Origin of the sequence: Kitasatospora sp. NPDC057904, from assembly GCF_042887925.1 — a bacterium.
Taxonomy (GTDB): domain Bacteria; phylum Actinomycetota; class Actinomycetes; order Streptomycetales; family Streptomycetaceae; genus Kitasatospora.
This window is the reverse complement of the sequence record NZ_JBHVOL010000029.1, coordinates 54,835-77,728: the sequence shown is the minus strand read 5'-3', so window position 1 is coordinate 77,728 and position 22,894 is coordinate 54,835. Positions and strand designations below refer to the sequence as shown.

At 74.0% G+C, this 22,894-nt stretch carries 26 protein-coding genes; 17 read left to right on the top strand and 9 right to left on the bottom strand.

The features are described 5' to 3' along the window. The first annotated feature begins 247 nt into the window (after positions 1–247). On the top strand, positions 248–1,606 hold the full coding sequence (locus ACFVSN_RS39925) for a class I SAM-dependent RNA methyltransferase (protein ID WP_387958345.1): 1,359 nt from the start codon (positions 248–250) through the stop codon (positions 1,604–1,606). A 103-nt stretch (positions 1,607–1,709) separates the two neighbouring features. On the opposite strand, the gene ACFVSN_RS39920 is transcribed toward ACFVSN_RS39925, so the two are convergent. After that, positions 1,710–1,907 (bottom strand): hypothetical protein, encoded by a 198-nt coding sequence (locus tag ACFVSN_RS39920; RefSeq protein ID WP_380444496.1) that lies wholly within the window; start codon positions 1,905–1,907, stop codon positions 1,710–1,712. Positions 1,908–2,137: 230 nt separating this feature from the next. Between ACFVSN_RS39920 and ACFVSN_RS39915 the strand changes: the two genes are divergently transcribed. Then, positions 2,138–2,374 carry a toxin-antitoxin system HicB family antitoxin gene (locus tag ACFVSN_RS39915; protein WP_363653907.1) on the top strand — a complete coding sequence of 79 codons (237 nt, stop codon included), beginning with the start codon at positions 2,138–2,140 and terminating at the stop codon, positions 2,372–2,374. Next, entirely contained in the window at positions 2,371–2,799 is a 429-nt protein-coding gene (locus ACFVSN_RS39910) for a fic family toxin-antitoxin system, toxin component (protein ID WP_359974421.1), read from the top strand. The genes ACFVSN_RS39915 and ACFVSN_RS39910 overlap by 4 nt, the downstream gene beginning before the upstream one ends. A 36-nt stretch (positions 2,800–2,835) precedes the next feature. Here ACFVSN_RS39910 and ACFVSN_RS39905 read toward each other — a convergent pair whose 3' ends face one another. Next, positions 2,836–3,744, bottom strand: a complete 909-nt coding sequence (locus ACFVSN_RS39905; RefSeq protein WP_387958339.1) for a GNAT family N-acetyltransferase — start codon at positions 3,742–3,744, stop codon at positions 2,836–2,838. A 225-nt stretch (positions 3,745–3,969) separates the two neighbouring features. On the opposite strand from ACFVSN_RS39905, the gene ACFVSN_RS39900 reads away from it, so the two are divergent. The 6 genes from ACFVSN_RS39900 to ACFVSN_RS39875 all read left to right on the top strand — a co-directional run bounded on the left by ACFVSN_RS39900 (position 3,970) and on the right by ACFVSN_RS39875 (position 9,290). Beyond that, positions 3,970–4,836 (top strand): RimK family alpha-L-glutamate ligase, encoded by an 867-nt coding sequence (locus tag ACFVSN_RS39900; protein WP_380444498.1) that lies wholly within the window; start codon positions 3,970–3,972, stop codon positions 4,834–4,836. Further along, entirely contained in the window at positions 4,833–5,606 is a 774-nt protein-coding gene (locus ACFVSN_RS39895) for a RimK family alpha-L-glutamate ligase (protein ID WP_387958337.1), read from the top strand. The genes ACFVSN_RS39900 and ACFVSN_RS39895 overlap by 4 nt, the downstream gene beginning before the upstream one ends. A gap of 72 nt (positions 5,607–5,678) precedes the next feature. Then, positions 5,679–6,509 carry a putative RNA methyltransferase gene (locus ACFVSN_RS39890; RefSeq protein WP_387958335.1) on the top strand — a complete coding sequence of 277 codons (831 nt, stop codon included), beginning with the start codon at positions 5,679–5,681 and terminating at the stop codon, positions 6,507–6,509. 201 nt (positions 6,510–6,710) lie between these two features. Then, positions 6,711–8,132: an AAA family ATPase gene (locus ACFVSN_RS39885; protein ID WP_387958333.1), complete on the top strand. Its 1,422-nt coding sequence runs from the start codon at positions 6,711–6,713 to the stop codon at positions 8,130–8,132. Then, positions 8,129–8,521: a nucleotide pyrophosphohydrolase gene (locus ACFVSN_RS39880; RefSeq protein ID WP_387958331.1), complete on the top strand. Its 393-nt coding sequence runs from the start codon at positions 8,129–8,131 to the stop codon at positions 8,519–8,521. Before ACFVSN_RS39885 ends, ACFVSN_RS39880 begins: the two co-directional genes overlap by 4 nt. A gap of 163 nt (positions 8,522–8,684) precedes the next feature. After that, positions 8,685–9,290: a DUF6099 family protein gene (locus ACFVSN_RS39875; protein WP_387603019.1), complete on the top strand. Its 606-nt coding sequence runs from the start codon at positions 8,685–8,687 to the stop codon at positions 9,288–9,290. On the opposite strand, the gene ACFVSN_RS39870 is transcribed toward ACFVSN_RS39875, so the two are convergent. From ACFVSN_RS39870 to ACFVSN_RS39860, 3 genes are all read right to left on the bottom strand, one after another. Then, the gene (locus ACFVSN_RS39870) at positions 9,233–9,463 is read right to left on the bottom strand and encodes a hypothetical protein (protein ID WP_380498615.1); all 231 of its coding nucleotides are present in this window, start codon (positions 9,461–9,463) and stop codon (positions 9,233–9,235) included. The two genes, ACFVSN_RS39875 and ACFVSN_RS39870, sit on opposite strands and share 58 nt — an antisense overlap. A 137-nt stretch (positions 9,464–9,600) precedes the next feature. Next, complete coding sequence (locus ACFVSN_RS39865; RefSeq protein ID WP_387958329.1) at positions 9,601–10,050, bottom strand: ASCH domain-containing protein; 450 nt, start codon at positions 10,048–10,050, stop codon at positions 9,601–9,603. A 177-nt stretch (positions 10,051–10,227) separates the two neighbouring features. Continuing rightward, positions 10,228–11,520, bottom strand: a complete 1,293-nt coding sequence (locus ACFVSN_RS39860) for a tetratricopeptide repeat protein (RefSeq protein ID WP_387602661.1) — start codon at positions 11,518–11,520, stop codon at positions 10,228–10,230. 286 nt (positions 11,521–11,806) lie between these two features. On the opposite strand from ACFVSN_RS39860, the gene ACFVSN_RS39855 reads away from it, so the two are divergent. From ACFVSN_RS39855 to ACFVSN_RS39845, 3 genes are all read left to right on the top strand, one after another. Continuing rightward, positions 11,807–12,247 carry an ATP-binding protein gene (locus tag ACFVSN_RS39855; RefSeq protein WP_387602664.1) on the top strand — a complete coding sequence of 147 codons (441 nt, stop codon included), beginning with the start codon at positions 11,807–11,809 and terminating at the stop codon, positions 12,245–12,247. A gap of 13 nt (positions 12,248–12,260) precedes the next feature. Continuing rightward, positions 12,261–12,821 (top strand): hypothetical protein, encoded by a 561-nt coding sequence (locus ACFVSN_RS39850; RefSeq protein ID WP_387602667.1) that lies wholly within the window; start codon positions 12,261–12,263, stop codon positions 12,819–12,821. 84 nt (positions 12,822–12,905) lie between these two features. Further along, positions 12,906–13,403 (top strand): hypothetical protein, encoded by a 498-nt coding sequence (locus ACFVSN_RS39845; RefSeq protein ID WP_387958327.1) that lies wholly within the window; start codon positions 12,906–12,908, stop codon positions 13,401–13,403. Positions 13,404–13,418: 15 nt separating this feature from the next. Here ACFVSN_RS39845 and dapD read toward each other — a convergent pair whose 3' ends face one another. Beyond that, complete coding sequence (gene dapD / locus ACFVSN_RS39840) at positions 13,419–14,408, bottom strand: 2,3,4,5-tetrahydropyridine-2,6-dicarboxylate N-succinyltransferase (RefSeq protein ID WP_387602670.1); 990 nt, start codon at positions 14,406–14,408, stop codon at positions 13,419–13,421. Positions 14,409–14,549: 141 nt separating this feature from the next. Between dapD and ACFVSN_RS39835 the strand changes: the two genes are divergently transcribed. The 3 genes from ACFVSN_RS39835 to argF all read left to right on the top strand — a co-directional run bounded on the left by ACFVSN_RS39835 (position 14,550) and on the right by argF (position 20,084). Continuing rightward, positions 14,550–16,232, top strand: coding sequence for a 3' terminal RNA ribose 2'-O-methyltransferase Hen1 (locus ACFVSN_RS39835; protein ID WP_387958325.1), 1,683 nt, complete (start codon positions 14,550–14,552; stop codon positions 16,230–16,232). After that, positions 16,229–18,883, top strand: coding sequence for a polynucleotide kinase-phosphatase (locus ACFVSN_RS39830; RefSeq protein ID WP_387958323.1), 2,655 nt, complete (start codon positions 16,229–16,231; stop codon positions 18,881–18,883). Before ACFVSN_RS39835 ends, ACFVSN_RS39830 begins: the two co-directional genes overlap by 4 nt. A 199-nt stretch (positions 18,884–19,082) precedes the next feature. Next, positions 19,083–20,084 (top strand): ornithine carbamoyltransferase, encoded by a 1,002-nt coding sequence (gene argF / locus ACFVSN_RS39825; RefSeq protein ID WP_380444507.1) that lies wholly within the window; start codon positions 19,083–19,085, stop codon positions 20,082–20,084. A 15-nt stretch (positions 20,085–20,099) separates the two neighbouring features. Here the strand turns inward: argF and ACFVSN_RS39820 are convergent, their stop codons facing one another. From ACFVSN_RS39820 to ACFVSN_RS39810, 3 genes are all read right to left on the bottom strand, one after another. Continuing rightward, on the bottom strand, positions 20,100–20,633 hold the full coding sequence (locus ACFVSN_RS39820; RefSeq protein ID WP_380444508.1) for a superoxide dismutase family protein: 534 nt from the start codon (positions 20,631–20,633) through the stop codon (positions 20,100–20,102). 113 nt (positions 20,634–20,746) lie between these two features. After that, positions 20,747–21,154, bottom strand: coding sequence for a type II toxin-antitoxin system VapC family toxin (locus tag ACFVSN_RS39815; RefSeq protein WP_380444509.1), 408 nt, complete (start codon positions 21,152–21,154; stop codon positions 20,747–20,749). Between the two features lie 155 nt (positions 21,155–21,309). After that, complete coding sequence (locus ACFVSN_RS39810; RefSeq protein WP_387602683.1) at positions 21,310–21,687, bottom strand: hypothetical protein; 378 nt, start codon at positions 21,685–21,687, stop codon at positions 21,310–21,312. 13 nt (positions 21,688–21,700) lie between these two features. On the opposite strand from ACFVSN_RS39810, the gene ACFVSN_RS39805 reads away from it, so the two are divergent. Together ACFVSN_RS39805 and ACFVSN_RS39800 are read left to right on the top strand one after the other, a co-directional pair. Next, positions 21,701–22,744: a hypothetical protein gene (locus tag ACFVSN_RS39805; protein ID WP_387958319.1), complete on the top strand. Its 1,044-nt coding sequence runs from the start codon at positions 21,701–21,703 to the stop codon at positions 22,742–22,744. Then, positions 22,741–22,887 carry a hypothetical protein gene (locus ACFVSN_RS39800; protein WP_380444512.1) on the top strand — a complete coding sequence of 49 codons (147 nt, stop codon included), beginning with the start codon at positions 22,741–22,743 and terminating at the stop codon, positions 22,885–22,887. Before ACFVSN_RS39805 ends, ACFVSN_RS39800 begins: the two co-directional genes overlap by 4 nt. Positions 22,888–22,894 lie beyond the last annotated feature (7 nt).

The following is a 22,894-nucleotide window of genomic DNA, read 5'->3' as shown; positions in this document are numbered from 1 at the left end:
GGACTCCGAGGCGGCGGCTGGGGCTGCGGCGTCGGGCAAGGGCGCGGCGTCGGGCAAGGGCGCCGGCGCCTCGGGGGCCTCGGGGGCTTCGGCCAAGGGCTCCGCCGGGAAGGGCGCCGCTGGGAAGGCTGCTGCCGGGAAGGGCGCTGCCGCGTCCGGCAAGGGCGGCGCGGGTTCCCAGGGCAAGGACGGCGCGTCCGGCAGGGGCGGGGCGCCGCGCAAGCAGGCCGTGCGCCCGCCGAAGGCGCTGCGCGGCCAGCAGCCGCGCTCGCAGCGGCCGGAGACGCCGTCGGGTGACCCGCTGGTCGGGCAGCGGTACGAGGTCGAGGTCGGCGCGGTCGCGCACGGCGGCGGGCACTGCGTGGCCCGGTACGAGGGCCGGGTGCTGTTCGTCCGGCACGCGCTGCCCGGCGAGAAGGTGGTCGCGCAGGTGACCGAGGGGACCACGACGTCGCGGTTCCTGCGGGCCGACGCGGTGGAAATCCTGGAGCCCGCCAAGGAGCGGATCGCCCCGCCGTGCCCGTTCGCCGGGCCCGGCAAGTGCGGCGGCTGCGACTGGCAGCACGTGACCCCCGGCGGGCAGCGCAAGCTCAAGGCGGCGGTGCTGACCGAGCAGCTGGCGAAGCTGGCCGGGCTCACCCCGGAGGAGGCGGGCTGGGACGGCAGCGTCGAGCCGGTCGGCGGCAAGCTCCCGGCCGGGCAGGTGCCGGCCTGGCGCACCCGGGTGCAGTACGCGGTGGACGCGGACAGCGGCAAGGTCGGTCTGCGCAAGCACCGCTCGCACGAGATCCAGCCGGTCGACCACTGCCTGATCGCCGCGCAGGGCGTCACCGAGCTCGGCGTCGAGGCCCGCGACTGGCCGGGCGTCGCCTCGGTCGAGGTCTTCGCCGCGACCGGCTCCTCGGACCGCCAGATCGTGCTCACCCCGCGGCCCGGCGCGCAGCTGCCGCTGGTCGAGCTGGACAAGCCGGTGTCGATCGCCCGCATCGACGACCAGGGCGGCGTGCACCGCGTGCACGGGCGCTCCTTCGTGCGCGAGCGGGCCGCCGGGCGCACCTGGCGGGTCAGCGACGGCGGCTTCTGGCAGATCCACCCGGAGGCGCCGGACACCCTCGTGGACGCCGTCCTGGACGGCCTGGACCCGCAGTGGGGCGAGAACGCGCTCGACCTGTACTGCGGCGTGGGCCTGTTCGCGGGCGCGCTGGCGGACCGGGTCGGCGAGGACGGCGCGGTGCTCGGCATCGAGTCGGCCAAGCAGGCGGCGGTCGACGCCCGGCACAACCTGGCCGCGCTGGACAACGTCCGGATCGAGTGCGACCGGGTCGAGACGCTGCTGCCGCGCACCGGCATCACCGCCACCGACCTGATCGTGCTGGACCCGCCGCGCTCGGGCGCCGGGCGCGAGACCGTCGCGCACCTGGCGGGCCTGGCGGCGCGCCGGATCGCGTACGTCGCGTGCGACCCGGCGGCGCTCGCCCGGGACCTCGGCTTCTTCCGCGAGGGCGGCTACCGGCCGGTCTCGCTGCGGGCCTTCGACCTGTTCCCGATGACGCACCACTTCGAGTGCGTGGCGATCCTGGAGCCGGTCGGCGGCGCGGCCGGGTGAGGTAGCGGCGCGCACGTGCCGAGGAGGCGGTACCCGGGGTGTTCCGGGTGCCGCCTCCTCGGTGTTTCCGGCCGCTCGCTGCGTACCGCTCGGTCGGGGGTGGTCAGGGCTCGTTGTGCTCTTCCTCGGCGGCGTCGTGCGGAAGGTCGATCCCGTGCTGGGCGGCGAGCCGGAGCAGCTCGGAGATCCGGCCCTCGTACGCCTGGACGCCGTCGGCGTCCCCTTCGGCCCGGGCCGTCGCGAGGTCGCGGCGGGCCTGGGCGAGCTGCTCGCGCAGCTCCTGGTCGAACATGGCTGTCATTGCCGGCCTCCACACCGGTCGGTGCCGCTTCACGGAACGCTCAGGAGTGTTCAGAGTCTCGGAAGGTGCAGGACTCTTCAAGTCTCGTCCGTCGTGGCGGGGGTGGTTCGGCGGACGGTGGGTATGAGTCCGGGGCGCCTCCGGGGTTGTGCGGGGGCGTGCGGTGGGTGCGTGTGGGGGCGGGATCCGCGCCCTTGTTGTGCTAGCACTTCAGCGCTAGCTTGAGGCCCATGGGTAAAAAGCAGCTGAACGTCAGGGTGGACGCCGCCACCGCGGAGATGGCCCGGGAGCGGGCGGAGCAGCAGGGGATCAGCATGAACCAGTACATCGAGCGCCTGGTCCAGCAGGACATGGGCGAGTCCGGACGCGCCTTCGTCGACGCCGCCGCGAAGTTCATGAAGGAGTACGAGACGGCCTTCCTGGCGGAAACCGCGGAGCCGGGTGACCTCCAGGGCGTGCGCCGTTGAAACTGGAGGTCGACCTCTCGTGGCTGCTCATGACCGCCGAGCAGTACACGCCCGGTGACCCGCAGGTCACCGACTACGGATCGCTGCTCGCGGCGGTCTCCCGCCACCAGGCCGAGATCTTCGACATCGCCGTCTACCCCGAACCGCAGGACCGCGCCGCCGCCCTGATGCACCAGCTGATCCGGGTGCCGGCCCTGGAGAAGACCAACGAGCTGTTCGCCACCGCCGTCGCCTACGCCTACCTCGTCGCGAGCGGCTGCACGGTGGCGACCACCGCCCGCGAGGTGCGCAGCCTCGCCCGGGCCATCCGGGAGGGGCGGCTCGGCGTGTCGGGCGTCGCCGAGCGGCTGTCCGCGTGGGTCGTGGACGAGGCGGAGGGGGAGGGCGTCACCGGGGCGGACGACGAGGACGGGGACGACGACTGACGGCCGCCCCCGTTCCCGTTCGTCCGGTGCGCCGGGTCAGTCGGCCGTTCCGTCGGCCGTTCCGTCGGGCGTCGCCGGTTCGGCGATCAGGGCCGTCGCGAACGGGCGGAAGCCGGCCCGGCGGTAGATCCGGGCGACGTCCTCGTCCGCGGCGGACAGGAACACCGTCCGCACGCCGTTCGCGCGGGCGTGGGCGACCAGCGCCGCCGTCACCGCGAGCCCGAGACCACGCCGGCGCGCCGCCGGAAGCGTGCCGACCCCGCCGACCTCCGTCACCGGGCCCACCGGGTTGTGCTGGCCCGCGCACAGCGGTGTGCCGTCCTCCAGCGCCGCCGCCAGCACGGTGGTGCCCGCGGTGATCCGCTCGGCGACCCGCCGCGCGGTGCCGTCGGCCGCCAACTCCTGCTCCGCCGTCGCCAGTTCGACGGTCCCGGCGGCACCGATGCCGGTGCCCGGATCGGCGAACGCCAGTCGCGGGACGGCCAGCGCGGCCGCCAACTCCGGTGCGTCCGCAGCCAGGACGCGCACCTCCACCCGCTCCGCGGGCGCCGGCGCGGCGCCCGGCTCGTCCGCCGGGCCCAGCACCAGCAGCGGGTGCTCGTGCACCGTCAGCCCGGCCCCCTCGACCGCGGCGCGCAGCTCCGGGTCGTGCTCGGCGACCCACTCGAACGCCTCCGGCACGCCCAACTCCCGCTGGCGGGCGAGCACTCGGAGAACGTCGTCGGCGGTCACGGCGGGCCCGTCGTGGCCCAGCGTCGGGCGGGCGTAGTACGGCCAGCCGGCGCCGTCGCGGACGAACAGGGTCAGCGGACCGAAGTCCTCGGTGCGCGCGGCGCTGCGCGGCACCGCGTCGTAGTAGCGCTCGATCTCGTCGAGGAGGTGCGGGTCCGCAGTGGCGGAGGCGGTGGTGGAGGGAATCGCGGGTGCATGATCGGCAGAAGTCACGGCGGCATCCAAGCAGGACTCGCGGACCGCCCGCCACCGGTTTGACCGGCCGGGCGCCGGACGGTCGTCCGGACACGCACCGGCCTTCCCGCGATTGTTGCCGAACGCTTACCGCCGCCGCGATCTTGATCGGGTACCCCGTGGCATGCTGATGCCTTCACAGCTCTGCCGAGGGGGACGGCGGAAAACTCCGGACTCGGTACGGCAAGGGGGGAAGACAGGCCCATGAGGCTCTGCTTTCTGGTGGAGGAGCACTACCGGCACGACGGCATGCCGCTCGACGTCGCACGCCAACTCACCGCGTGGGGGCACCGGGTGGACGTGCTGCGCCCCGGCGACTCGCTCCTCGCGATCTCCGAGGCGGTGCGGGCCGGCACCCACGACGCGTGGGTGCTCAAGACCGTCTCCGGCGGGCCCGGCCTCACCCTCCTCGACGCGGCCGCGGCCGTCGGGCTCACCACCGTCAACGACGTCCGCTCGATCCGCGGCGTGCGCGACAAGGCGCTCGCCTCCGTCATCGCCCGCACCCGCGGCCTGCCCGTGCCCGTCACGTACGCCGCCGCCCGGTGGGAACGGCTCGCCGAGATACCCGCCGCCGAGTACCCGCTCGTCGTCAAGCCGGCCGACGGCAGCTCCGGACGCGCCGTGCGGCTCGTCCGCACCCCCGACCACCTGCTCGCGCTCGGCCCCTCGCTCGCCGGGGAAGGACTGCTGATCGCGCAGCCGTACGTGCCCAACTCCGGCGTGGACCTCAAGATCTACTGCGTCGACGGCGAGTTCCACGCCACCGAGCGCTGCTCGCCGCTGCACCCCGGGCAGGGGGTGCGGGAGCGGCGGGTGCCGCTCGCGGGCGAGGTCGCGCGGATCGCGGCGCAGGTGGGAGAGGTGTTCGGGCTCGACCTGTACGGCGTCGACGTGCTGCTCGGACCGGACGGGCCGGTCGTCGTCGACGTCAACGACTTCCCGAGCTTCCGGCAGGTGCCGGACGCCGTCGCCCGGGTCGGACGGGCCGTGCTGCGGCTCGCGCGCGGCGGGACGGCCGTGTCGGTGCCGGCCCCGGCGCTGGTGACGGCGGGCGGGGGCGCGCTGTGAGGGTCGGGCTGATCACGGCGGACCCGGGGCACCCGGTGCTGGCGGCCACGGCGGAGGTGCTGCGCGCGCGGGGGCACGGGGTGGAGGTCGTCGGGCCGGGGGATGCATGGGCCGGTGACGTCTGCCTGCTGAAGGCCCGAACGGATCAAGCACTGGCGCTCGCCCGGGAGGTGGAGTCACGCGGGGTGCCGGTGGTCAACTCGGCTTCGGCGACCGGACTTTGCCAGGACCGGGTGCGGATGGCCGAACTCGCGCTGGCGGCCGGACTGCCCTTCGCCGAGACGCGCTCACCCGGGACGCTCGGCCAACTCGTCGATTCTTCTTACCCGTTCGTCGTCAAGAGCCGGCACAGCCGGCGCGGCGACCTCGTCGCCCGGGTCGACGACGCCGCCCGGCTGCGCGAACTCGCCGAGCGCTGGCCGGACGAAGCCGTCGTCACCCAGCCCTTCCTCGACGGCACCGGCTGGGACCAGAAGCTGTGGGTCGTCGACGGCCGGGTGTTCGCCGCCCGGCGGCGCTCCGAACTCGCCCCGCCCGCCGCCGACGCCCGGCCCGCCGCGGAATGGGAACCACCGGCCGACCGGGCCGCCCTCGCGCTGCGCGTCGGCGAGGCGTTCGGCCTCGACGTGTACGGCGTCGACCTGCTCGACGGGCCCGCCGAGCCCGTCGTCGTCGACGTCAACGCCTTCCCCGGCATCCGCGGCCGCGCGGGCGCCCCCGAGGCACTGGCCGACCTCGCCCTGCGCGTCGCGGCCGGCCGCGGTCGTTAGGCTGGCACCCCCGAGCACCTCGGGGAACACCCGGGACGGCCCTCGGGACGCACGGCGAGAGAAGACGGAACGTTGCTGCAGGACATCGAGCCCTACCTGGCCTGCCCGCACTGCGCGCAGCCCCTCGCCCGGCACGAACGCAGCCTGCGCTGCCCCGCCGGGCACAGCCACGACCTCGCCAAGCAGGGCTACGTCAGCCTCCTCGCCGGTGACGCCCACACCGGCACCGGCGACACCGCCGACATGGTCGCCGCCCGGGCCGACTTCCTCGCCGCCGGCCACTACGGCCCCATCGCCGACGCCCTCGCCGAAGCCGCCGCGTCCGCCGACCCCGAAGGCCTCGTCGCCGACCTCGGCGCCGGCACCGGCCACTACCTCGCCCACGTCCTCGACGCCCTGCCCGGCCGGCCGGGCGCCGCGCTCGACATCTCCAAGTACGCACTGCGCCGCGCCGCCAAGGCCCACCCCCGGATCGGCGCCGTCGTCTGCGACGCCTGGCGCCCGCTGCCGCTGCTCGACGGGTCCGCCGGGCTGATGCTCAACGTGTTCGCGCCCCGCAACGGGCCGGAGATCCGCCGCGTGCTGCGCCCCGGCGGCACCCTGCTGCTGGTCTCGCCGACCCCGCGGCACCTGCGCGAACTCGTCGCCGCGCTCGGGCTGCTGTCGGTCGACGAGGACAAGCAGCGGCGGATCGACGAGAAGCTCGGCCCGTACCTGACGCCCGAGGGGCGACGGGAGGTCGAGTTCACGCTGCGGCTCGGGCCGCAGGACGTGCGCACGGTGGTCGGGATGGGGCCCAGTGCCTGGCACACCGATCCGGAGCGGCTGGCCGCGGCGCTCGCCGGGCTGCCGGAGCCGGTCGAGGTGACGGCGTCGGTGACGGTCGCGGTGTACCGGCGCTGAGAACGGGGGCTGAGGCCGGTCGCTGAGGCCCGGTCGCTGAGAACGGTCGCGGTGTACCGGCGCTGAGGGCTCTCCTGCGCGCCCTCGTTGTGCGCACCCTGTGCGCCTCCCATGCCCGGGCCGTGCACGCGGCTCCCCGATGGGATGAATCTGCCGCGCAGGCACGTTTCTGCCGCCTGACCTGCAGTTAGGGTCCGACGGGTGAACCGCGACGCCACCCGCACCGCCTCGCCGTCCCACCCCCGACCGGACGCCCCGGCGCCCGATCGGCCGCCCGTACCGCGCCCCACCGTCGACGAGCTCCGGCTCACCTCCTTCAAGTCCTACCGGCGCGCCGCACTGCCGCTCGCACCGCTCACCGTCCTGCACGGACCGGCCGGCGTCGGCAAGGCCAACGCGCTCGACGCGCTCGCCGTCCTGTCCCGCCTCGCCCTCGGCGAGGAGATCGCGGACTCCCTCGACGGCATCCCCGGCGCCTCCGGCCAGCTCGCCACGCCCGTCCGCGGGGGCCTGGCCGGATGCGTCCCGCACGGGCGCGACGCGATCATCCTCGGCTGCACCGTCCGCTCCCCGGCGGGCCGCATCCGGCTCGACGTCGTCATCCGCACCGACGGACCCGTCCGGATCGCCCGCGAATCGCTCAGCCTCGACGGGCGCACCCTCGTCGAGACCGGCGAACAGGACCTGCGCGGCCGGCGCGTCAACGTCTGTTGGCACAACGACACCCGCCAGGGCGACATTCGGGCACCCTTCCCCAGTGGCACCATGATCACCGCCCAGCTGCCGCTCCGGGTCGCCGGCTCCTCGCCCGGCGAACGCACCGTCCTCGCCGCCACCGAGCACGCGCTCACCGCCCTGCGCGAGGTCTTCCCCGTCCACCCCGTGCCGGCCCTCATGCGCGACTGGGCCCGCCCCGACCTGCAGGCCCGCCTGACCAGCAACGCCGCCAACATCTCCGCCGTCATCGCCCGGCTCGCCGGCGAGTGCCCGCGCCGCTACGGCCAGCTCCTCCGGGTCGTCCAGTCCGCCGCACCGCACCCGCTGCTCGGCCTCGACCTCGCCCACCGCGGCACCGGCGCCGACCGGGGAGTCCTCGCCGTCTTCGACGAGGGCCTCCTCGGACGCACCGGGGCCGACCAGGCCTCCGACGGGATGCTGCGCCACCTCGCGTTCGCCGCCGTGCTGCTCACCGGCGCCGGGGTGCTCGACCTGGACGTGGCCGCCGAGGTGCCGTGGGCGCACCGGCAGCTCACGGTGCTCGCGGGGGACCTGGGGGCCGGGCTGTCCACCGAGCAGACAGCCTCGCTGCTGCGGCTGGCGCGGGAGATGTCGGGGCGCAACCAGTTGCGGGTGCTGGCCGCGCTGCAGGAGCCGGCGGCGGCCCGGGAGGCGCTGGCCGGGGGGTCCGTGGGCGGGGTCATGCTGGTCGAGTGCCGGCGCGACCCGGCCGCGGGGCACACCGTGCTGCGGCCCGAGACGGCGCGGGTGCCGGCCCAGTGCGGGCGCGGGGAGGGGGAAGCGGCTGCTTCTGCCGCTTCTGCGGCTCCTGCCGCCGCTGACGGTGTTGACGGCGGGGACGGCGGGGCGGGGGCGGACGGGGATGCGGTAGACCTGGACGCGTGAACGAACGAGCTGAGGAATCCGGTGCCGGCCCTGCGGCACCGACGTTGGAGAGCCTGCGGCAGCGGCTGGTGGACTTCGCGGCGGTGCGGAAGTGGGAGCCCTTCCACACGCCGAAGAACCTGGCGGCGGCGCTGACGGTGGAGGCCGGCGAGCTGCTGGAGATCTTCCAGTGGCTGACGCCGGAGCAGGCCGCCGCGGTGATGTCCGACCCGCAGCGCGCCCACCGGGTGCGGGACGAGGTGGCCGACGTCCTCGCGTACCTGGTGCAGTTCTGCACGGCGGTGGGGGTGGACCCGCTGGAGGCGCTCGCGGCCAAGATCGAGCGGAACGAGGAGCGCTTCCCGGTGCCGGGATCGGTCGCCTACGTCAAGCCTGAGGTGCGCGAATAATCCCTGCGAGGGACAGGAGTTGTCCACAGCCCCGGGGTTTTCCACAGCTTTGAAAAGCCCCAATGCGCACCTCCCCCTCTCGGCGCACGCTTTCGCCGTGACCACGAACCGCCCAGGCGGCGGCCGTGGTCGGACGGCGAAAGCGAGCGGAAGGGGACGCGCCATGGAGGCGCTGCGACTGATCAAGACGGCCCGGCACGCACTGGTCGAGGCCAGGCACGTACCCGACGTGCTGGCGGAGGCGCGGCGGGCGGCGCTGCTCACCGAAGCGGTGGGGGCCCGGTTGGCCGAGCTGGACGAGGAGGAACTGGCCGGACTCGGCAGACAGCTGTCCGAGGCGGGCACGGTCGCCTCGGGCTGCCTGGACCGGTCCGTGGTCAGGGCAGCCGTGCTGAGCGGCGGACGGTCCGGCCGGCTCGGCGAACTCGGCGACCTGGAGGAGACGTTGGGGGCGCTCGACGGGCTGCTGCGCGAGCTCGGCGAGACGCTGGTGGTGCTGGCCTGCGGGGCCGACACGGAGAGCGTGTACTGGACGTGCATCGACACCGTCGACGCGGTGGCGGAGTGCAAGGACCTCGTGGTGCGGCTCCGGCAGGCGGCGGGGCGGTTCCTCGGAGCGGCGGAGGCCGAGCCGGCCGGCCGGGGCGCGCCCTTACTGGTGGTCCGGCTCGGCCCGCCGGGTGAGGGCGGGCCGACGGACGGGGCGCCGGACTACCGGGTGCCCGGCGCGACGGCCGGAGCCCCGGAGGTGTCGGTGCCGGTGGGGTAGCCGGCCGTACCGGCGTCGCGGACGCCGGAGGACTGGAGTTCGGCGAGGTCCGCGGTCACGGAGGCGAGCAGTTCCTGCATCTGCTCCAGCAGGCTCTTCGGAGTGGCGGCCGGGACCGCCGGGGCAGTCGGGAACTGCGGCGCGGCGGATGTCTCGGACCAGAGTTCGGACATGACGGGACCTCTTCGGATCGGTAGTGCGACGTGAAGCGGCCGACGGTGGCTCGGCCCGCGCGGCGGGGGTGGCTGCTGCCTTGCCACCGGGGCGCACGCTCCCGCCGCAGCGTCCAACGACCCGCGCCGCCACCGGGTCACCGCACACCACCCGATGCGGTCCATGTCGGCGGGGAGGTCAGCCTCCCGAGTGAAACGAGGGTTGCCGCCTCAGGGAGCCCTGAGTTAAGGCGAGGGTTGGAGGGATCGGGCGGAGGGTTGAGGTGGCCTGCAGTGGCTGCTCGGCGCCGGTGTCCCCGGCACCGAGCAGCCAGGCCGGGGCCAGGGGTCAGGGCAAAGGGCGAGGCCCTTGGGGCACGGGCATGGGCGGGCGGCGAGAGGGCGGGAGGGGGGTGGGGCCCAGAGAAGAGCGAGAGGGGCAAAAGTTGGGCCCCGGCGCCGCGAGTCGCGGCGCCGGGGCCCTGGAGAAGCACATCGCCATTTCTCATACTCGGATAGCCGACGCGCACCTCGATCGTCTTGGTGCCATCGGCGATCAGGTTGAGGTAGGGGCGGCGGATCTGGATGACGCGTTCCTGCACGGGCATTGGTGTCTCCACTTCTACGCTGGGGTGGGCATCAGCGGCCCCTTCGGACCTCTCCCCTGGCCGGAGGGCCCGACGATGGCGGAGCCCACTCGCCGCGCCAACGCCCAGAAGTAACCAAATGGCTCCGCTACCCCATCGATGGGGTAGCGGAGCCTCGGACAACGTGCCCGTTTCCGGTCAGGCCGCCTTCGCCATCGGTCGAGCACGGTCGCACAGGTCACGTGCGTACCGGTTGCCCTGGTAAGGCTTGATCATGGCCATCATCGAGCGGAAGCGGTCGTCGGCCCGGCCGGACTGGACAGTCGGGTAGTCGTCGAGAGCGCGATGCCAGTCCGCGCAGGCTTCTTCGAGGCGGCCGGCCTGCAACTTCCACTCTGCGAGCATGCCCGTCATCCGCACCCGATTGCGCACGTACACGGAGTACCGCAGGCGGTCGGACGCCTCCATCGCAGCGATGGCGCCAGTCTTGTCCCCGAGCTCCCAGCGGACCTTGGCCTCGTGGTACGCAAGGGAGGACGGATCATAGGAGCCGAACGCCTTCGCCTTGGACTCGGCCTGCTCCATCGCAACTTCCGCTAGACGCAGGTGGTACAGGGCTCCGGCCTTGTCTCCGGTCTGGGCGCTGGCGTGGGCCTGTTGGCCGGCGAGGAAGGCCCTCATGCGGGGGCCGGCCTGCGGGGAGGCGGCCGAGGCGGCGTCCGCGAACCGCATGGCGGTACTGCCGTGGCCGAGGTCGACGGCCTGCACGCTCATGCCGCGCAGGGTGGTGCAGTACGTGAGGTGATCGCCCGCGTGCCCGGCCAGTTCCAGGGCCTTCATGTAGTAGCGCTGGGCCAGGGCATCATGGCGTTCGTCCATGGCCATGTAGCCGGTCAGGTAGCAGTGGTCGGCGGCGGCCGACAGCATCGCCTTGCGGACATCCTCGGTGGCGTCCGCCTGCAGGTACGGGGCAATTGTGTTGACCAGGAACGAGGCGGCCATCGGGCGGGCCATCCGGCCGCCGAACTGATCGTCCAGGTCGCTGATCCGTTCGGTCATCGCGGCGACCGCCCGGACCTCCTCCATGCCGATCCGCAGATGTGGGTTGGTCCGTCGCCTCTCGAAGCGGCCCGCCAGGTCGGGCCAGCCCGGAATGGTGAGGGCCACTGAGTACAGGCCTGCCGTGAGGACTCCGCGCCGGGATGGATCCATATCGAGGCTCCCCAAGTCGATCAGCCCTGACACCGTATCTGTCGACTGGTCAACGTTGGCAGGCACGTCGCGGAATCCGGCCTCGAAAGCGGTGATCGGCCGCTTGAGCCTCCGCGCCAGCGTCTCCAGGACCACCGGCAGGGCCTTCGCCGCGGGCGAGGTGCCGCCGAGCCAATGAGAGACGGCCGAGGCGTCGTACTTGAGCCGTTGCCCGGTCTCAGTGCCGGTCCGGTTGACAGCCCGTGCCAGCTCGCCGTTCCCCCAAGCGGCTTCGGTCATCAATGAGGCGAGCTTGCGGTTTGGCTCACGGCCAGTTCGCACGACAGTTCCCCCTTGCAGGCGTGTTTCAAGGGTTTCAACTTCCCGGCTCGCCTCGACCATAGCCGACTGCAGGGCAGGGATGTTGACTGTTCGTCATCAGCCAGTCACCAGCGGTGGCTCGGCCGGCCGCTCGGGTCTATTACCCGGGAGCGGCGGGTCGACCTCGGCGCCATCCAGTCGCCCGAGCAGGCCCAGTGCATGGCTCACTCCATTCGAATGCACTCTTCCCTTGAGGTACTTCGCCATGCTCAAAACCCGCCAGCCCCGCACGTTCGCCGCCCGCCTCGACTCGCGGGCCGAATCCACGCCCCTGGCCCGGCGCTTGCTCCGTGCGTACCTCTCCGCGCTCCCCTCCGGCGACCGCTACTCCGACGTCGCCGAGCTGCTCCTTGGCGAACTCTTCGCCAACGCCGTCCAGCACTCCGACGCGCCCACCGACCGCCTCATCGAGGTCCGCTTCGCCTTCATCAACGATCGCCTGCGCCTCGAAGTCCACGACGCGAGCAGCGGGCGCCCCTGCCTCCGTTCCCCCTCCCTGTCCGACGTGCACGGGCGCGGCCTCTTCCTCGTCAACGAACTGGCCGAGCGCTGGGGTTGCTGCCCGCGATCCGGCGGCGTCGGCAAGTTCGTGTGGGCCCTGGTCGCCCCCTCTTCCTCCTTCGCCTCCACCTTCCTCACCGTCTGAACGGGTGCCAACCATGCGACTCTCCCTCGCCGCCCGGCACCTGTTCGACACGGGCTCCACGTCCGCCGAGGTCTACGCCATCCTCGCCCGCCGCACCCGCGACCCCCTCCGTGCCGCCCGCGCGGTCTGCCTCGCCCTCGGTGTCCCGGCCGCCGACACCAAGCTCCGGCTCGACGACTGCTTCGACGCCCTGCTCGACAACTCCCGCCCCGGCTTCGAGGCCGACACCGGTGAACTCCTCGAAGCCCTCGGCGTGTTCGACATCCCCAAGGATCTCGACGCCCGCGACCTCGCCGTCATCGACCTCTTCCTCACCGCGATCGACGCCCTCGGCGGCATCCGCGCCGGCCACCGGCACGGCCTCGCCCGCTGGTTCACCACGGGCAACCTCACTGCCGCCTACCTCTCCCTCGCCGCCACCCACCCCCGCCCCACCACCGGCAACCCCTCCCACTACTGGTCGGCCCTCGTCACCGCCGGTGAACTCCTCGCCGCCTCCCCCACCCCCGACCCCCGCATCAAACCCGCCCTCACGCAGTGCCGCACCCGCGCCACTCAGACCACCACCCTGTAAGCGCAGGAAGTCGACCTCGCAGACTTCCTGTGCGGCACGCGCCCCGGGCCACTGGCGCCCCATTCCACGGACCGAGAGGGCGAGATGACCACCACCCAGCACGCCGCCGCACACGCCGTCGCCGACCGGCTCCACGGCCGCCCGGCCGTTCGCAGCTTCCTGGAGGGCCCCGAGCTGACGGCGGCCTGCCTGAGCATGGTCCTGCTGGTCCGCGAGGACGGCGAGGACGCCGACCGGCCGATGCCGACGGTCACCGTCGCCGAGATCCCGCAGACCGTGCGGGAGAGCAGCAGCGTTGAAGAGGATCTGGAGCCGCTGGGGGGAGTGCTCTGTGGCGCTTGCTCGGCGCTGGTGTACCTGGAGCCGAGCAGCCCAGGGGAACGCGCAGGGCTGTTTGGAATCGAGGGTAGGTGGCGGGCGGGGGCGGCGGGGGTGGGGGGTGGGCCTCAGATGGCAGTGGAGGAGGAAGGGTTGGGGGCCTGGGGAGGGGCCCAGGAAGAACGCGATCCCCGAAGCCTCAAAACAGCTCAGCCCAGCCCCAGCACAGTGCCCCGGCGCCGGGAGTCGGCGCCGGGGCACTGAGGGGAGCCGGGTGGCTCAGTTGTGGGCGTGGAGGTCGGCGTTGAGGCCGCCCCAGGAGCCGGAACGGGCGATGACCTCGACGGCGCCGCTCTGGGAGTTGCGGCGGAACAGGAGGTTGTCCTGGCCGGACAGCTCGACGGCCTTGGCGATCTTGCCGTCGGGCGTGGTGACCCGGGTCCCCGCGGTGACGTAGAGGCCGGCCTCGACGACGCAGTCGCTGCCGAGCGAGATGCCGATGCCGGCGTTGGCGCCGAGCAGGCAGCGCTCGCCGACCGAGACGACCTGCTTGCCGCCGCCGGACAGGGTGCCCATGATCGAGGCGCCGCCGCCGATGTCGCTGTGGTCGCCGACGACGACGCCCGCGCTGATCCGGCCCTCGACCATGGAGGTGCCGAGGGTGCCGGCGTTGAAGTTGACGAAGCCCTCGTGCATCACGGTGGTGCCCGCGGCGAGGTGCGCGCCGAGGCGCACGCGGTCGGCGTGGGCGATGCGCACGCCGGACGGGGCGACGTAGTCGGTCATCCGCGGGAACTTGTCGATCCCGTACACGGCGAGCTGGCCGCCCTGCGCGCGGACGGCGAGGCGGGCCGACTCGACCCGGTCGACCGGGACGGGGCCGATGCTGGTCCAGGCGACGTTGGCGAGCAGGCCGAAGATGCCGTCCAGGTTCTGGCCGTGCGGCCGGACGAGGCGGTGGCTGAGCAGGTGCAGGCGCAGGTACACGTCGTGCGTGTCGAGCGGCTTCTCGTCCAGCGAGGCGATGGTGGTGCGCACGGCGACCACCTCGACGCCGCGCCGGGTGTCGGCGCGCAGCGCCTCGGCGGCGCCGGTGCCGAGCTCGGCCTCGGCCTGCTCGGCGGTGAGCCGGACGGTCCCGGCGGGGCCGGGCTCGGTGGTCAGGACGGGGGCGGGGAACCAGGTGTCGAGGACGGTTCCGTCGGCGGCGATGGTGGCCAGACCGGCGGCGACGGCGCCGTTCGGGAGCGTGGTGGATTCAGCAGTCACACCGTGCACGTTAACCAATGCGGGGGCCGGGCGCCGAAAACGCCCACCGTCCGGACACGCCGGGAGCGGGGCGTCGCCGACCGGCCGTGGGCTGGGAAAACCCGGTGCCGAGGGGATCACCGCTCGGCAATACTCGGGCAGGTGTTCATGTCGATTTCCACCACCGGCAGCGCCGAGAGCCCGGCAACGGATCTCGGGTTCCTGCTGCACAAGCATCCCGGCAAGGTCCAGCGGTTCACGACGTCGCACGGCGAGGCCCACGTCTTCTACCCGGAGGCGGGGGACGAGCTCTGCACGGCGGCGCTGCTGCTGGACGTCGATCCGATCGCGCTGGTCCGCAAGGGCCGTGGCAAGGGCCGCGGCGGCTCGCCCGACTTCGCGCTCGCCCAGTACGTCAACGACCGGCCGTACGCCGCGTCCTCGCTGCTCGCGGTGGCGCTGCGGACGGTGTTCCGGTCGGCGATGAAGGGCGTGTGCCAGGCCCGTCCCGAGCTGCCCGAGCTGGCGCGTCCGCTGCGCATCGCGCTGCCCGCGGTGCCCGCGAACGGCGTGGGGGAGGGCGGCGGCCCGGAGATGGTGGCCCGGCTGTTCGAGCCGATGGGCTGGCGGGTCGAGGCGGAGGCGGTCCCGCTGGACGAGGCGTTCCCGGAGTGGGGCGAGTCGCGGTACGTGCGGATCGAACTGGCCGCGGAGTCCGTGCGCCTGTCCGACGCGCTCCATCAGCTGTACGTGCTGCTGCCGGTGCTGGACGGTGCCAAGCACTACTGGGTGGCCCCGGACGAGGTGGACAAGCTGCTGGCCGCGGGGGAGGGCTGGCTGGCCGATCACCCCGAGCGGGCCCTGATCACCCGGCGCTACCTGTCGCGGCGCTGGTCGCTGACCAGGGCGGCGATGGAGCGCCTGGAGCTGGCCCGTCTCGCGGAGGCGGACGACCGCGAGGTCGAGGAGATCGACAACGCGGTCGCCGACGAGCCCGACGAGACCGCCCAGGAGATCCCGGGCGCGCCCACCGGCACCGCGCCCGCATCCGGCAACCCCGGCAACCCCGGCAACCCCGAGAGCCCCGAAGCCCCGGCCACCCCCGGGAAGCAGCCGTCCCTCGCCGAGCAGCGCCGCGCCGCGATCCTGGCGGCCCTGCGCGAGACCGGTGCGACGAAGGTCGCCGACCTCGGCTGCGGCCAGGGCGAGCTGATCGGAGCGCTGCTGAAGGACGCCCGGTTCACCGGGATCCTCGGTGTGGACGTGTCCGTGCGGGCGCTGCGGGTGGCGGCCCGCAAGCTGCGCCTGGAGCGACTGCCGGAGCGGCAGGCGGCCCGGGTGACGCTGGCGCAGGGCGCGCTGACGTATACGGACGCGCGGCTGAAGGGCTTCGACGCGGCGGTGCTGTGCGAGGTGATCGAGCACCTGGACCTGCCCCGGCTGCCCGCGTTGGAGTCCGCGGTGTTCGGCTCGGCCCGTCCGGGCGCGGTCGTCGTGACCACGCCGAACGCGGAGTACAACGTGCGCTGGGAGAGCCTGCCGGCGGGCGCCGTCCGGCACGCGGACCACCGCTTCGAGTGGTCGCGGGCCGAGTTCCGGGCCTGGGCGGAGCGGGTGGCCTCGGCGTACGGCTACACCGTCGAGCTGCGCCCGGTCGGTCCGCAGGACCCGGAGGTCGGCCCGCCGACCCAGCTGGCCCTCTTCCGCACCGCCGCCAGCACCGACACCGGCACCGCCGCCGGCACCACCACCGACACCGCCGCCGGCACCACCGCCACCACCGCCGATACAGACACCACCACCGCCACCACCACCCCGACGCCCGAAGGAGGCGAACCCCGATGACCGACGAAGCAACCCCGGCCTCCGACGAGGCACGGACCCCCGAAGCACCGTCCGTCCCGGCCGCCCCCCGCCGCCTCCCGGTCACGGACGTCTCCCTCGTCGTCCTGATCGGCACGAGCGGCTCGGGCAAGTCCACCTTCGCCCGCCGCCACTTCCTGCCCACCCAGGTCGTCTCCTCCGACTTCTGCCGCGGCCTGGTCGCCGACGACGAGAACGACCAGTCGGCCTCCGCCGAGGCCTTCGACGTCCTGCACTACATCGTCGGCAAGCGCCTCGCCGCCGGCCGTCTGACGGTCGTGGACGCGACCAACGTCCAGCCCGAGGCGCGCCGCCGGCTGGTGAAGATCGCGCGCGACCACGACGTGCTGCCGATCGCGATCGTCCTGGACGTCCCGCCCGGTGTCTGCGCGGAGCGCAACCGCACCCGGCCGGACCGCCAGCTGCCGCCCCACGTCATCCCCCGCCAGAACCGCGAACTGCGGCGCTCCCTGCGCGGGTTGGAGCGCGAGGGCTTCCGCAAGGTGCACATCCTGCGCGGCGCGGCGGAGGTGGCGGCGGCCGGGATCGAGCTGGAGAAGCGCTACAACGACCTGCGCCACCTCACCGGCCCGTTCGACGTCGTCGGCGACATCCACGGCTGCCGATCCGAGCTGGAGACCCTGCTGACCCGCCTCGGCTACGTCCTCACCCGGGACGCCGAGGGGCGCCCGGTGGACGCCGCGCACCCGGACGGCCGCACCGCCGTCTTCGTCGGAGACCTGGTCGACCGCGGCCCGGACACCCCCGGCGTGCTGCGCCTGGTGATGGGCATGGTGGCGGCCGGCCACGCGCTGTGCGTGCCGGGCAACCACGAGAACAAGCTGGGCCGCGCGATGGACGGCAAGAAGGTCACCGTCTCGCACGGCCTCCAGGAGTCGCTGGACCAGCTGGCGGGCGAGAGCGAGGAGTTCAGGGCCGAGGTGCGCGCGTTCATGCGCGGCCTGGTCAGCCACTACCTGCTGGACGGCGGCGCGTTGGTGGTGTGCCACGCCGGTCTGCCGGAGAAGTACCACGGCCGGGCCTCCGGCCGGGTGCGCTCGCACGCGCTGTACGGGGAGACGACCGGCGAGACCGACGAGTACGGCCTGCCGGTGCGCTACCCGTGGGCGGAGGAGTACCGGGGCCGGGCGCTGGTGGTCTACGGCCACACGCCGGTGCCGACGGCGGGCTTCGTCAACAACACCATCTGCCTGGACACCGGCGCCGTGTTCGGCGGCAGCCTGACGGCGCTGCGCTACCCGGAGCGCGAGCTGGTGAGCGTGGCGGCCGAGCGCGAGTGGTACGCGCCGGTGCGTCCGATGATCACCGACGCGCCGGGCGCGCGGGAGGGCCGTCCGCTGGACCTCGCCGACGTGGCGGGCCGGCGGATCGTCGAGACCGGGCTGCACGGCCGGGTCGCCGTCCGGGAGGAGAACGCGGCGGCGGCGCTGGAGGTGATGAGCCGCTTCGCGCTGGATCCGCGGCTGCTCGCCTACCTGCCGCCGACGATGGCCCCGACGGCCACCTCCCGCCGGGACGGCTTCCTGGAGCACCCCGACGAGGCGTTCGCCGCCTTCCGGGCGGACGGCGTCCGGCAGGTCGTGTGCGAGGAGAAGCACATGGGCTCGCGCGCGGTGGTGCTGGTGGCCCGGGACGAGGCGGCGCTGGAGAAGCGCTTCGGCGTGGCCGGTCCCGGTGCGATCTGGACCAGGACGGGCCGCGCGTTCCTCAGCGACGACGCCCTGACGGCCGCGGTGCTGGGCCGGGTGCGGGCCGCCGCCGAGCGGGCCGGGCTGTTCGAGGAGCTGGGCACCGGCTGGCTGCTGCTCGACGCCGAGCTGATGCCGTGGTCCCTGAAGGCCGTCGAGCTGCTGCGCCGCCAGTACGCGGCGGTCGGCGCGGCGGCGGGCGCCGCGTTGCCGGTGGTGCTGTCGGCGCTGGAGCAGGCGGCCGGGCGCGGTCTGGACGTCGAGGGGCTGACGGCCAGGCAGCGGCAGCGTGCCGCCGACGCGGGGGCGTTCACCGAGGCGTACCGGCGCTACTGCTGGCCGACCGAGGGGCTGGCCGGCGTCCGGCTCGCGCCGTTCCAGGTGCTGGCCGCCGAGGGGGCGAACCTCGCGGTGCGCCCGCACGACGAGCACCTCGCCTGGATCGACCGCCTGGTGGACGCCGACGCCGACGCGACCACGTCCGCGGGCGGTCCGGCCGCGCCCCTGCTCCACCGCACCGGCCGGCTCGTGGTGGACACCGCCGACGAGGCGTCCGTGGCCGCGGGCGTCGCGTGGTGGGAGGAGCTGACCGGGGCCGGCGGCGAGGGCATGGTGGTGAAGCCACTGGGCTCGCTGGTGCGCACGGAGCGCGCCGAGGGCCGTTCGGGCGGCCTGGTCCAGCCCGGCGTCAAGGTGCGCGGCCGCGAGTACCTGCGCATCATCTACGGCCCGGACTACACCGAGCACCTGGACCGGCTGCGCGAGCGCGCCCTCGGCCACAAGCGCTCGCTGGCGCTGCGCGAGTACGCGCTGGGCCTGGAGGCGCTGGACCGGCTGGCGGCGGGCGAGCCGCTGTGGCGGGTGCACGAGGCGGTGTTCGCGGTCCTGGCCCTGGAGTCCGAACCGGTCGACCCGCGCCTGTAGGAGCGCCGTGCCGGGTGGGGGCCGGGGCGAGACCCGGGGCAAGAACCGGGGTGAGAATCGAGGGGGAGTCCGACCGGGCTCCCCCTCGGCCGTTCCGCTCGGCCGTTCCCCTCCCGTCCACCCCCGCTCTGCATATAAATTCAGAGCATCGTATACACTTGCCGCTTTCCCGTCCGTCCCGTCACCCCAGGAGCCCGGCATGGCCTTCAACCTCCGGAACAGGCACTTCCTCAAGGAGCTCGACTTCACTCCCCAGGAGTTCCGCTTCCTGGTGGACCTCGCGGCCCGGCTCAAGGCGGCGAAGTACGCGGGCACGGAGCAGCCCCGGCTGCGCGGCAAGAACATCGCGCTGATCTTCGAGAAGACCTCCACCCGGACCCGCTGCGCCTTCGAGGTCGCCGCGCACGACCAGGGCGCGAGCACCACCTACCTGGACCCGTCCGGTTCGCAGATCGGCCACAAGGAGTCGATCAAGGACACCGCCCGGGTGCTGGGCCGGATGTTCGACGGCATCGAGTACCGCGGCCACGGCCAGGAGGTCGTCGAGGAGCTCGCCGCGCACGCGGGCGTGCCGGTCTGGAACGGCCTGACCGACGAGTGGCACCCGACCCAGATGCTGGCCGACGTGCTCACGATGACCGAGCACACGGCCAAGCCGCTCACCGGCATCGCCTTCGCCTACCTCGGCGACGCCCGCTCCAACATGGGCAACTCGCTGCTGGTCACCGGCGCCCTGCTCGGCATGGACGTCCGGATCGTCGCGCCGCGCGCGGTGTGGCCGGCCGAGGACGTCCGGAAGGCGGCGCACGCGCTCGCCGAGACCACCGGCGCCCGGATCACCCTCACCGAGGACGTGGCCGAGGGCGTGGCCGGCGCCGACTTCCTCTACACGGACGTCTGGGTCTCGATGGGCGAGCCCAAGGAGGTCTGGGCCGAGCGGATCGAGCTGCTCAAGCCGTACCAGGTGTCGATGGACACCGTCCGGGCCACCGGCAATCCGGACGTGAAGTTCCTGCACTGCCTGCCGGCCTTCCACGACCTCGGCACCGAGGTCGGGCGGCAGATGTACGAGGCCACCGGGATGACCGAGCTGGAGTGCACCGACGAGTTGTTCGAGTCGGCGCACTCCATCGTGTTCGACCAGGCGGAGAACCGGCTGCACACCATCAAGGCGGTCCTGGTCGCCACCCTCGGGTCCTGAGGAGCGCCGGACGGGCTACCGGTCCAGCTTGATGCAGCCCACCCGGTCGGCCGCCGCGTGCGGGCCGGCCGGGGTGCCCGCGTGCAGCACCAGCGAGCGGGCCTCGCCGGCCCGCGCCTGCCAGTCCACCGCGGCCGTGGCGGTGCCGTCGCCCCGGTCGTCGGTGCGCAGCACGAGCCGCAGCTCGTTGCGGTCGTTGGCGTAGGCCGGGTCGGTGGACGGCTGCACCGGGTCGACGACGTTCTGGTAGTGCGGCCCGGACGAGGTCGGCACGGTCCCGCAGGTGCCGGTGTGCAGGTGGACCGGGAACTCGTGGCCGGGCGCGAGTCCGGTGACGGCCAGGGTGAGCACCGTCCGCCCGGCCGTCGAGCGGTCGGTGACGACGGTGGCGTGCGAGCCGTACGGCACGAGGTCGTCGGCGTAGCTGATGGCGGCGGGCGGGACGAAGGCCGAGGCCGGGTCGAAGTCGGCCTCGATGACGGACACCGGTGCGACGGCGGGTGCGAGCAGCGCGAGCGGCAGCAGGGCGGAGGCGAACGGGAGGGGCATCGGCGGGCCTTCCACGGGCGGGGTGACGGTCGCCGTGCTCAACGCGCCCGGGCCGCCCGGGACACCGCCCCGGCAGGGCCGCCCGGGACACCCCCCGCCCGGGGGCGGCCCGGCTACTCCGGTGTGCGCCGGATGCCGCGGATCTCGCAGCGCGGCCCGCTGGCCCGCATGAGCCGCAGGTCCGCGGTGATCAGCGGCGCCCCGTACCGCTCGGCGACGGCGACGTACGCGGCGTCGTCCGGGGTGAGGTTGTCCTTGAGCTCCCAGATCCGGCCGAGCAGCGGCGCCACCTCGACCTTGCGGATCGCCACCGCGGCCAGTTCGCCGGTGAGTTCGGCGACCCGTCCGGCGGTGAGCTCCTTGGCCAGGTAGAGGCCGCGCAGCGACTGCATCACCTCGACGATGACGTGCTCCGGCGCCAACCACTCGCCGTCGGCCGCCAGTTCGGCCCGGGCCGCGGCACCGCGCGGCCCCTCGTCGGCCAGCGCGAGCACCAGCGCGGACGCGTCCACCACGATCATCAGCCGACCCCTGCCCGTCCCCGGCGTTCCCGCACGTCACCGACTCCCCGCCACCGTACCGGCCCGGCCCCCACCCGCCGGAACCGGGCCGTGGGGCCAGACCGTGGAACCGGGCCGCGGGGCCGGGCCGCCGGAACCGGGCCGTGGAACCGCGGTCAGCCGCCGAGGAACGGTGCGGCGAGCAGCCCCGCGAGCATGGAGGTGGCGTTGGCGGTGCCGGAGGCGATCCAGGGGAGCGGGTCGCGCGGGCGCAGGCCCGTGAGCGGGCGGAGGAGGAGGGCCTCGACGGCGCAGACCGCCGCCTCGCTGAGGCCGAAGGCCGTCCAGTACGCTGCGGCGGGCCCGCCGGTCCAGTGCCGGAGGGTCCACCAGAGCACGGGGTGCGTCGCCAGGTTGACCAGCACGGCGGCGGCCGCGGCCCGGCCCGGGCGGACGGGCCCGGCGAGGCTCAGGGCGGCGGTGTAGACGGGTGTCTCGGTCAGCAGCGTGAGGGCCAGGGCCACGGGGTAGCGCACGGCAGGGGATCGTGCCATGGGGAGGGGGAGCGTGGCGATCACGGGTGCGGGGGCGGCCCGCGGCGGGGCCTGGCCGGCGGCCGGGCCGGGGCTGCGGCTGGGCGCTGCGCCGCAGGCGGGTTTCGTGGTGGCGGGCGCGCTGGCGCTGGTGCTGGCGCTGCGGGCGCCGACCGGGCTGGCGGTGCTGGGGCTGGCGGCCTTCGGGCTGCTCCACAACGTGCTGGAACTGCGGTACGTGGCGGGCCGCTTCGCGGTGGTGCTGGCGGGTCCGCTGCTGCGGCTGCTGCTCGTCCTCGTCACCGGCATCGTCGTGTGCCGGCTGCTGCCGCCGTCCGTCTACTCCCGGTCGGCGGAGATCCTGCTGGCGTACGGGCTGCTGGTGGCGGCGAGTTGGTACGGGCTGCGCTCGCGTCCGGTGCTGCTGGCGGGGGCCGTGGCGGTGCTGGCGGCGGGCGCCGCCGGGTCGCTGTCGTTCCCGGCGTACCACTTCGTGGTGCTGGCGCACCTGCACAACGTGGTGCCGCTGCTGTTCCTGTGGGAGTGGTCGCGGCGGCTGACGCGGGGGCGTGCGCTGTTCCTGGCGCTGCAGTTCACGTGGGTGCTGCTGGTGCCGGCCCTGCTGCTGAGCGGGCTGCTGGACGGCCTGCTGGCGGGCGCTACGGGCGCTACGGGCGCCACGGGCACGGCGGGCGGCTGGACGGCCCGCCTGGAGAGTTCCTACACGCCGCCCGCGTGGCTCGCCTCGCACCTCGGCCTGCGCTTCCTGGCGGTGTTCGCGTTCCTGCAGACGATGCACTACGTGGTGTGGGTGTGGTTCCTGCCGCGCTACGCGCCGGAGGCGGCCGAGGGTTTCGAGGCCCGGGTGCCGGCGCTGCGCGGTGCGCGCGCGTGGGCGCTGGGGGCGGCGGCGGGCGGGGTGCTGGCGGTGCTGTTCGCGGCCGACTACGCGCAGGGCCGCGCGCTGTACGCGGCGGTGGCGAGCTACCACGCCTACCTGGAGTTCCCGGTGCTGCTGATGCTGGTCCTGGGGGCCGCCCACGAGGGTGCCTCCGTGCGAATCGAGGAGAAGACATGACGAGGATGCTGGCCGATGTCGCCCCGGCGCCGGTGGCCGGAGGCGGGCTGCTGCTGGTCCTGCTGCTGCTCGGCGGGGTGGTGGCGGGGGCGGTGTGGCTGATCCGGCTGGAGCGCAAGCGGCGCGGCCCGGACGGTCGCTGAACTGGGC

Coding starts and splice junctions, on each gene's coding strand:
- ACFVSN_RS39920 (WP_380444496.1), bottom strand. CDS start 1,907: ATGACAGCCATGTTCGACCAGGAGCTGCGCGAGCAGCTCGCCCAGGCC.
- ACFVSN_RS39915 (WP_363653907.1), top strand. CDS start 2,138: ATGGGTAAAAAGCAGCTGAACGTCAGGGTGGACGCCGCCACCGCGGAG.
- ACFVSN_RS39900 (WP_380444498.1), top strand. CDS start 3,970: ATGAGGCTCTGCTTTCTGGTGGAGGAGCACTACCGGCACGACGGCATG.
- ACFVSN_RS39875 (WP_387603019.1), top strand. CDS start 8,685: ATGGAGGCGCTGCGACTGATCAAGACGGCCCGGCACGCACTGGTCGAG.
- ACFVSN_RS39870 (WP_380498615.1), bottom strand. CDS start 9,463: ATGTCCGAACTCTGGTCCGAGACATCCGCCGCGCCGCAGTTCCCGACT.
- ACFVSN_RS39865 (WP_387958329.1), bottom strand. CDS start 10,050: ATGCCCGTGCAGGAACGCGTCATCCAGATCCGCCGCCCCTACCTCAAC.
- ACFVSN_RS39860 (WP_387602661.1), bottom strand. CDS start 11,520: ATGACCGAAGCCGCTTGGGGGAACGGCGAGCTGGCACGGGCTGTCAAC.
- ACFVSN_RS39855 (WP_387602664.1), top strand. CDS start 11,807: ATGCTCAAAACCCGCCAGCCCCGCACGTTCGCCGCCCGCCTCGACTCG.
- ACFVSN_RS39850 (WP_387602667.1), top strand. CDS start 12,261: ATGCGACTCTCCCTCGCCGCCCGGCACCTGTTCGACACGGGCTCCACG.
- ACFVSN_RS39845 (WP_387958327.1), top strand. CDS start 12,906: ATGACCACCACCCAGCACGCCGCCGCACACGCCGTCGCCGACCGGCTC.
- ACFVSN_RS39830 (WP_387958323.1), top strand. CDS start 16,229: ATGACCGACGAAGCAACCCCGGCCTCCGACGAGGCACGGACCCCCGAA.
- argF (WP_380444507.1), top strand. CDS start 19,083: ATGGCCTTCAACCTCCGGAACAGGCACTTCCTCAAGGAGCTCGACTTC.
- ACFVSN_RS39820 (WP_380444508.1), bottom strand. CDS start 20,633: ATGCCCCTCCCGTTCGCCTCCGCCCTGCTGCCGCTCGCGCTGCTCGCA.
- ACFVSN_RS39815 (WP_380444509.1), bottom strand. CDS start 21,154: ATGATCGTGGTGGACGCGTCCGCGCTGGTGCTCGCGCTGGCCGACGAG.
- ACFVSN_RS39810 (WP_387602683.1), bottom strand. CDS start 21,687: ATGGCACGATCCCCTGCCGTGCGCTACCCCGTGGCCCTGGCCCTCACG.
- ACFVSN_RS39800 (WP_380444512.1), top strand. CDS start 22,741: ATGACGAGGATGCTGGCCGATGTCGCCCCGGCGCCGGTGGCCGGAGGC.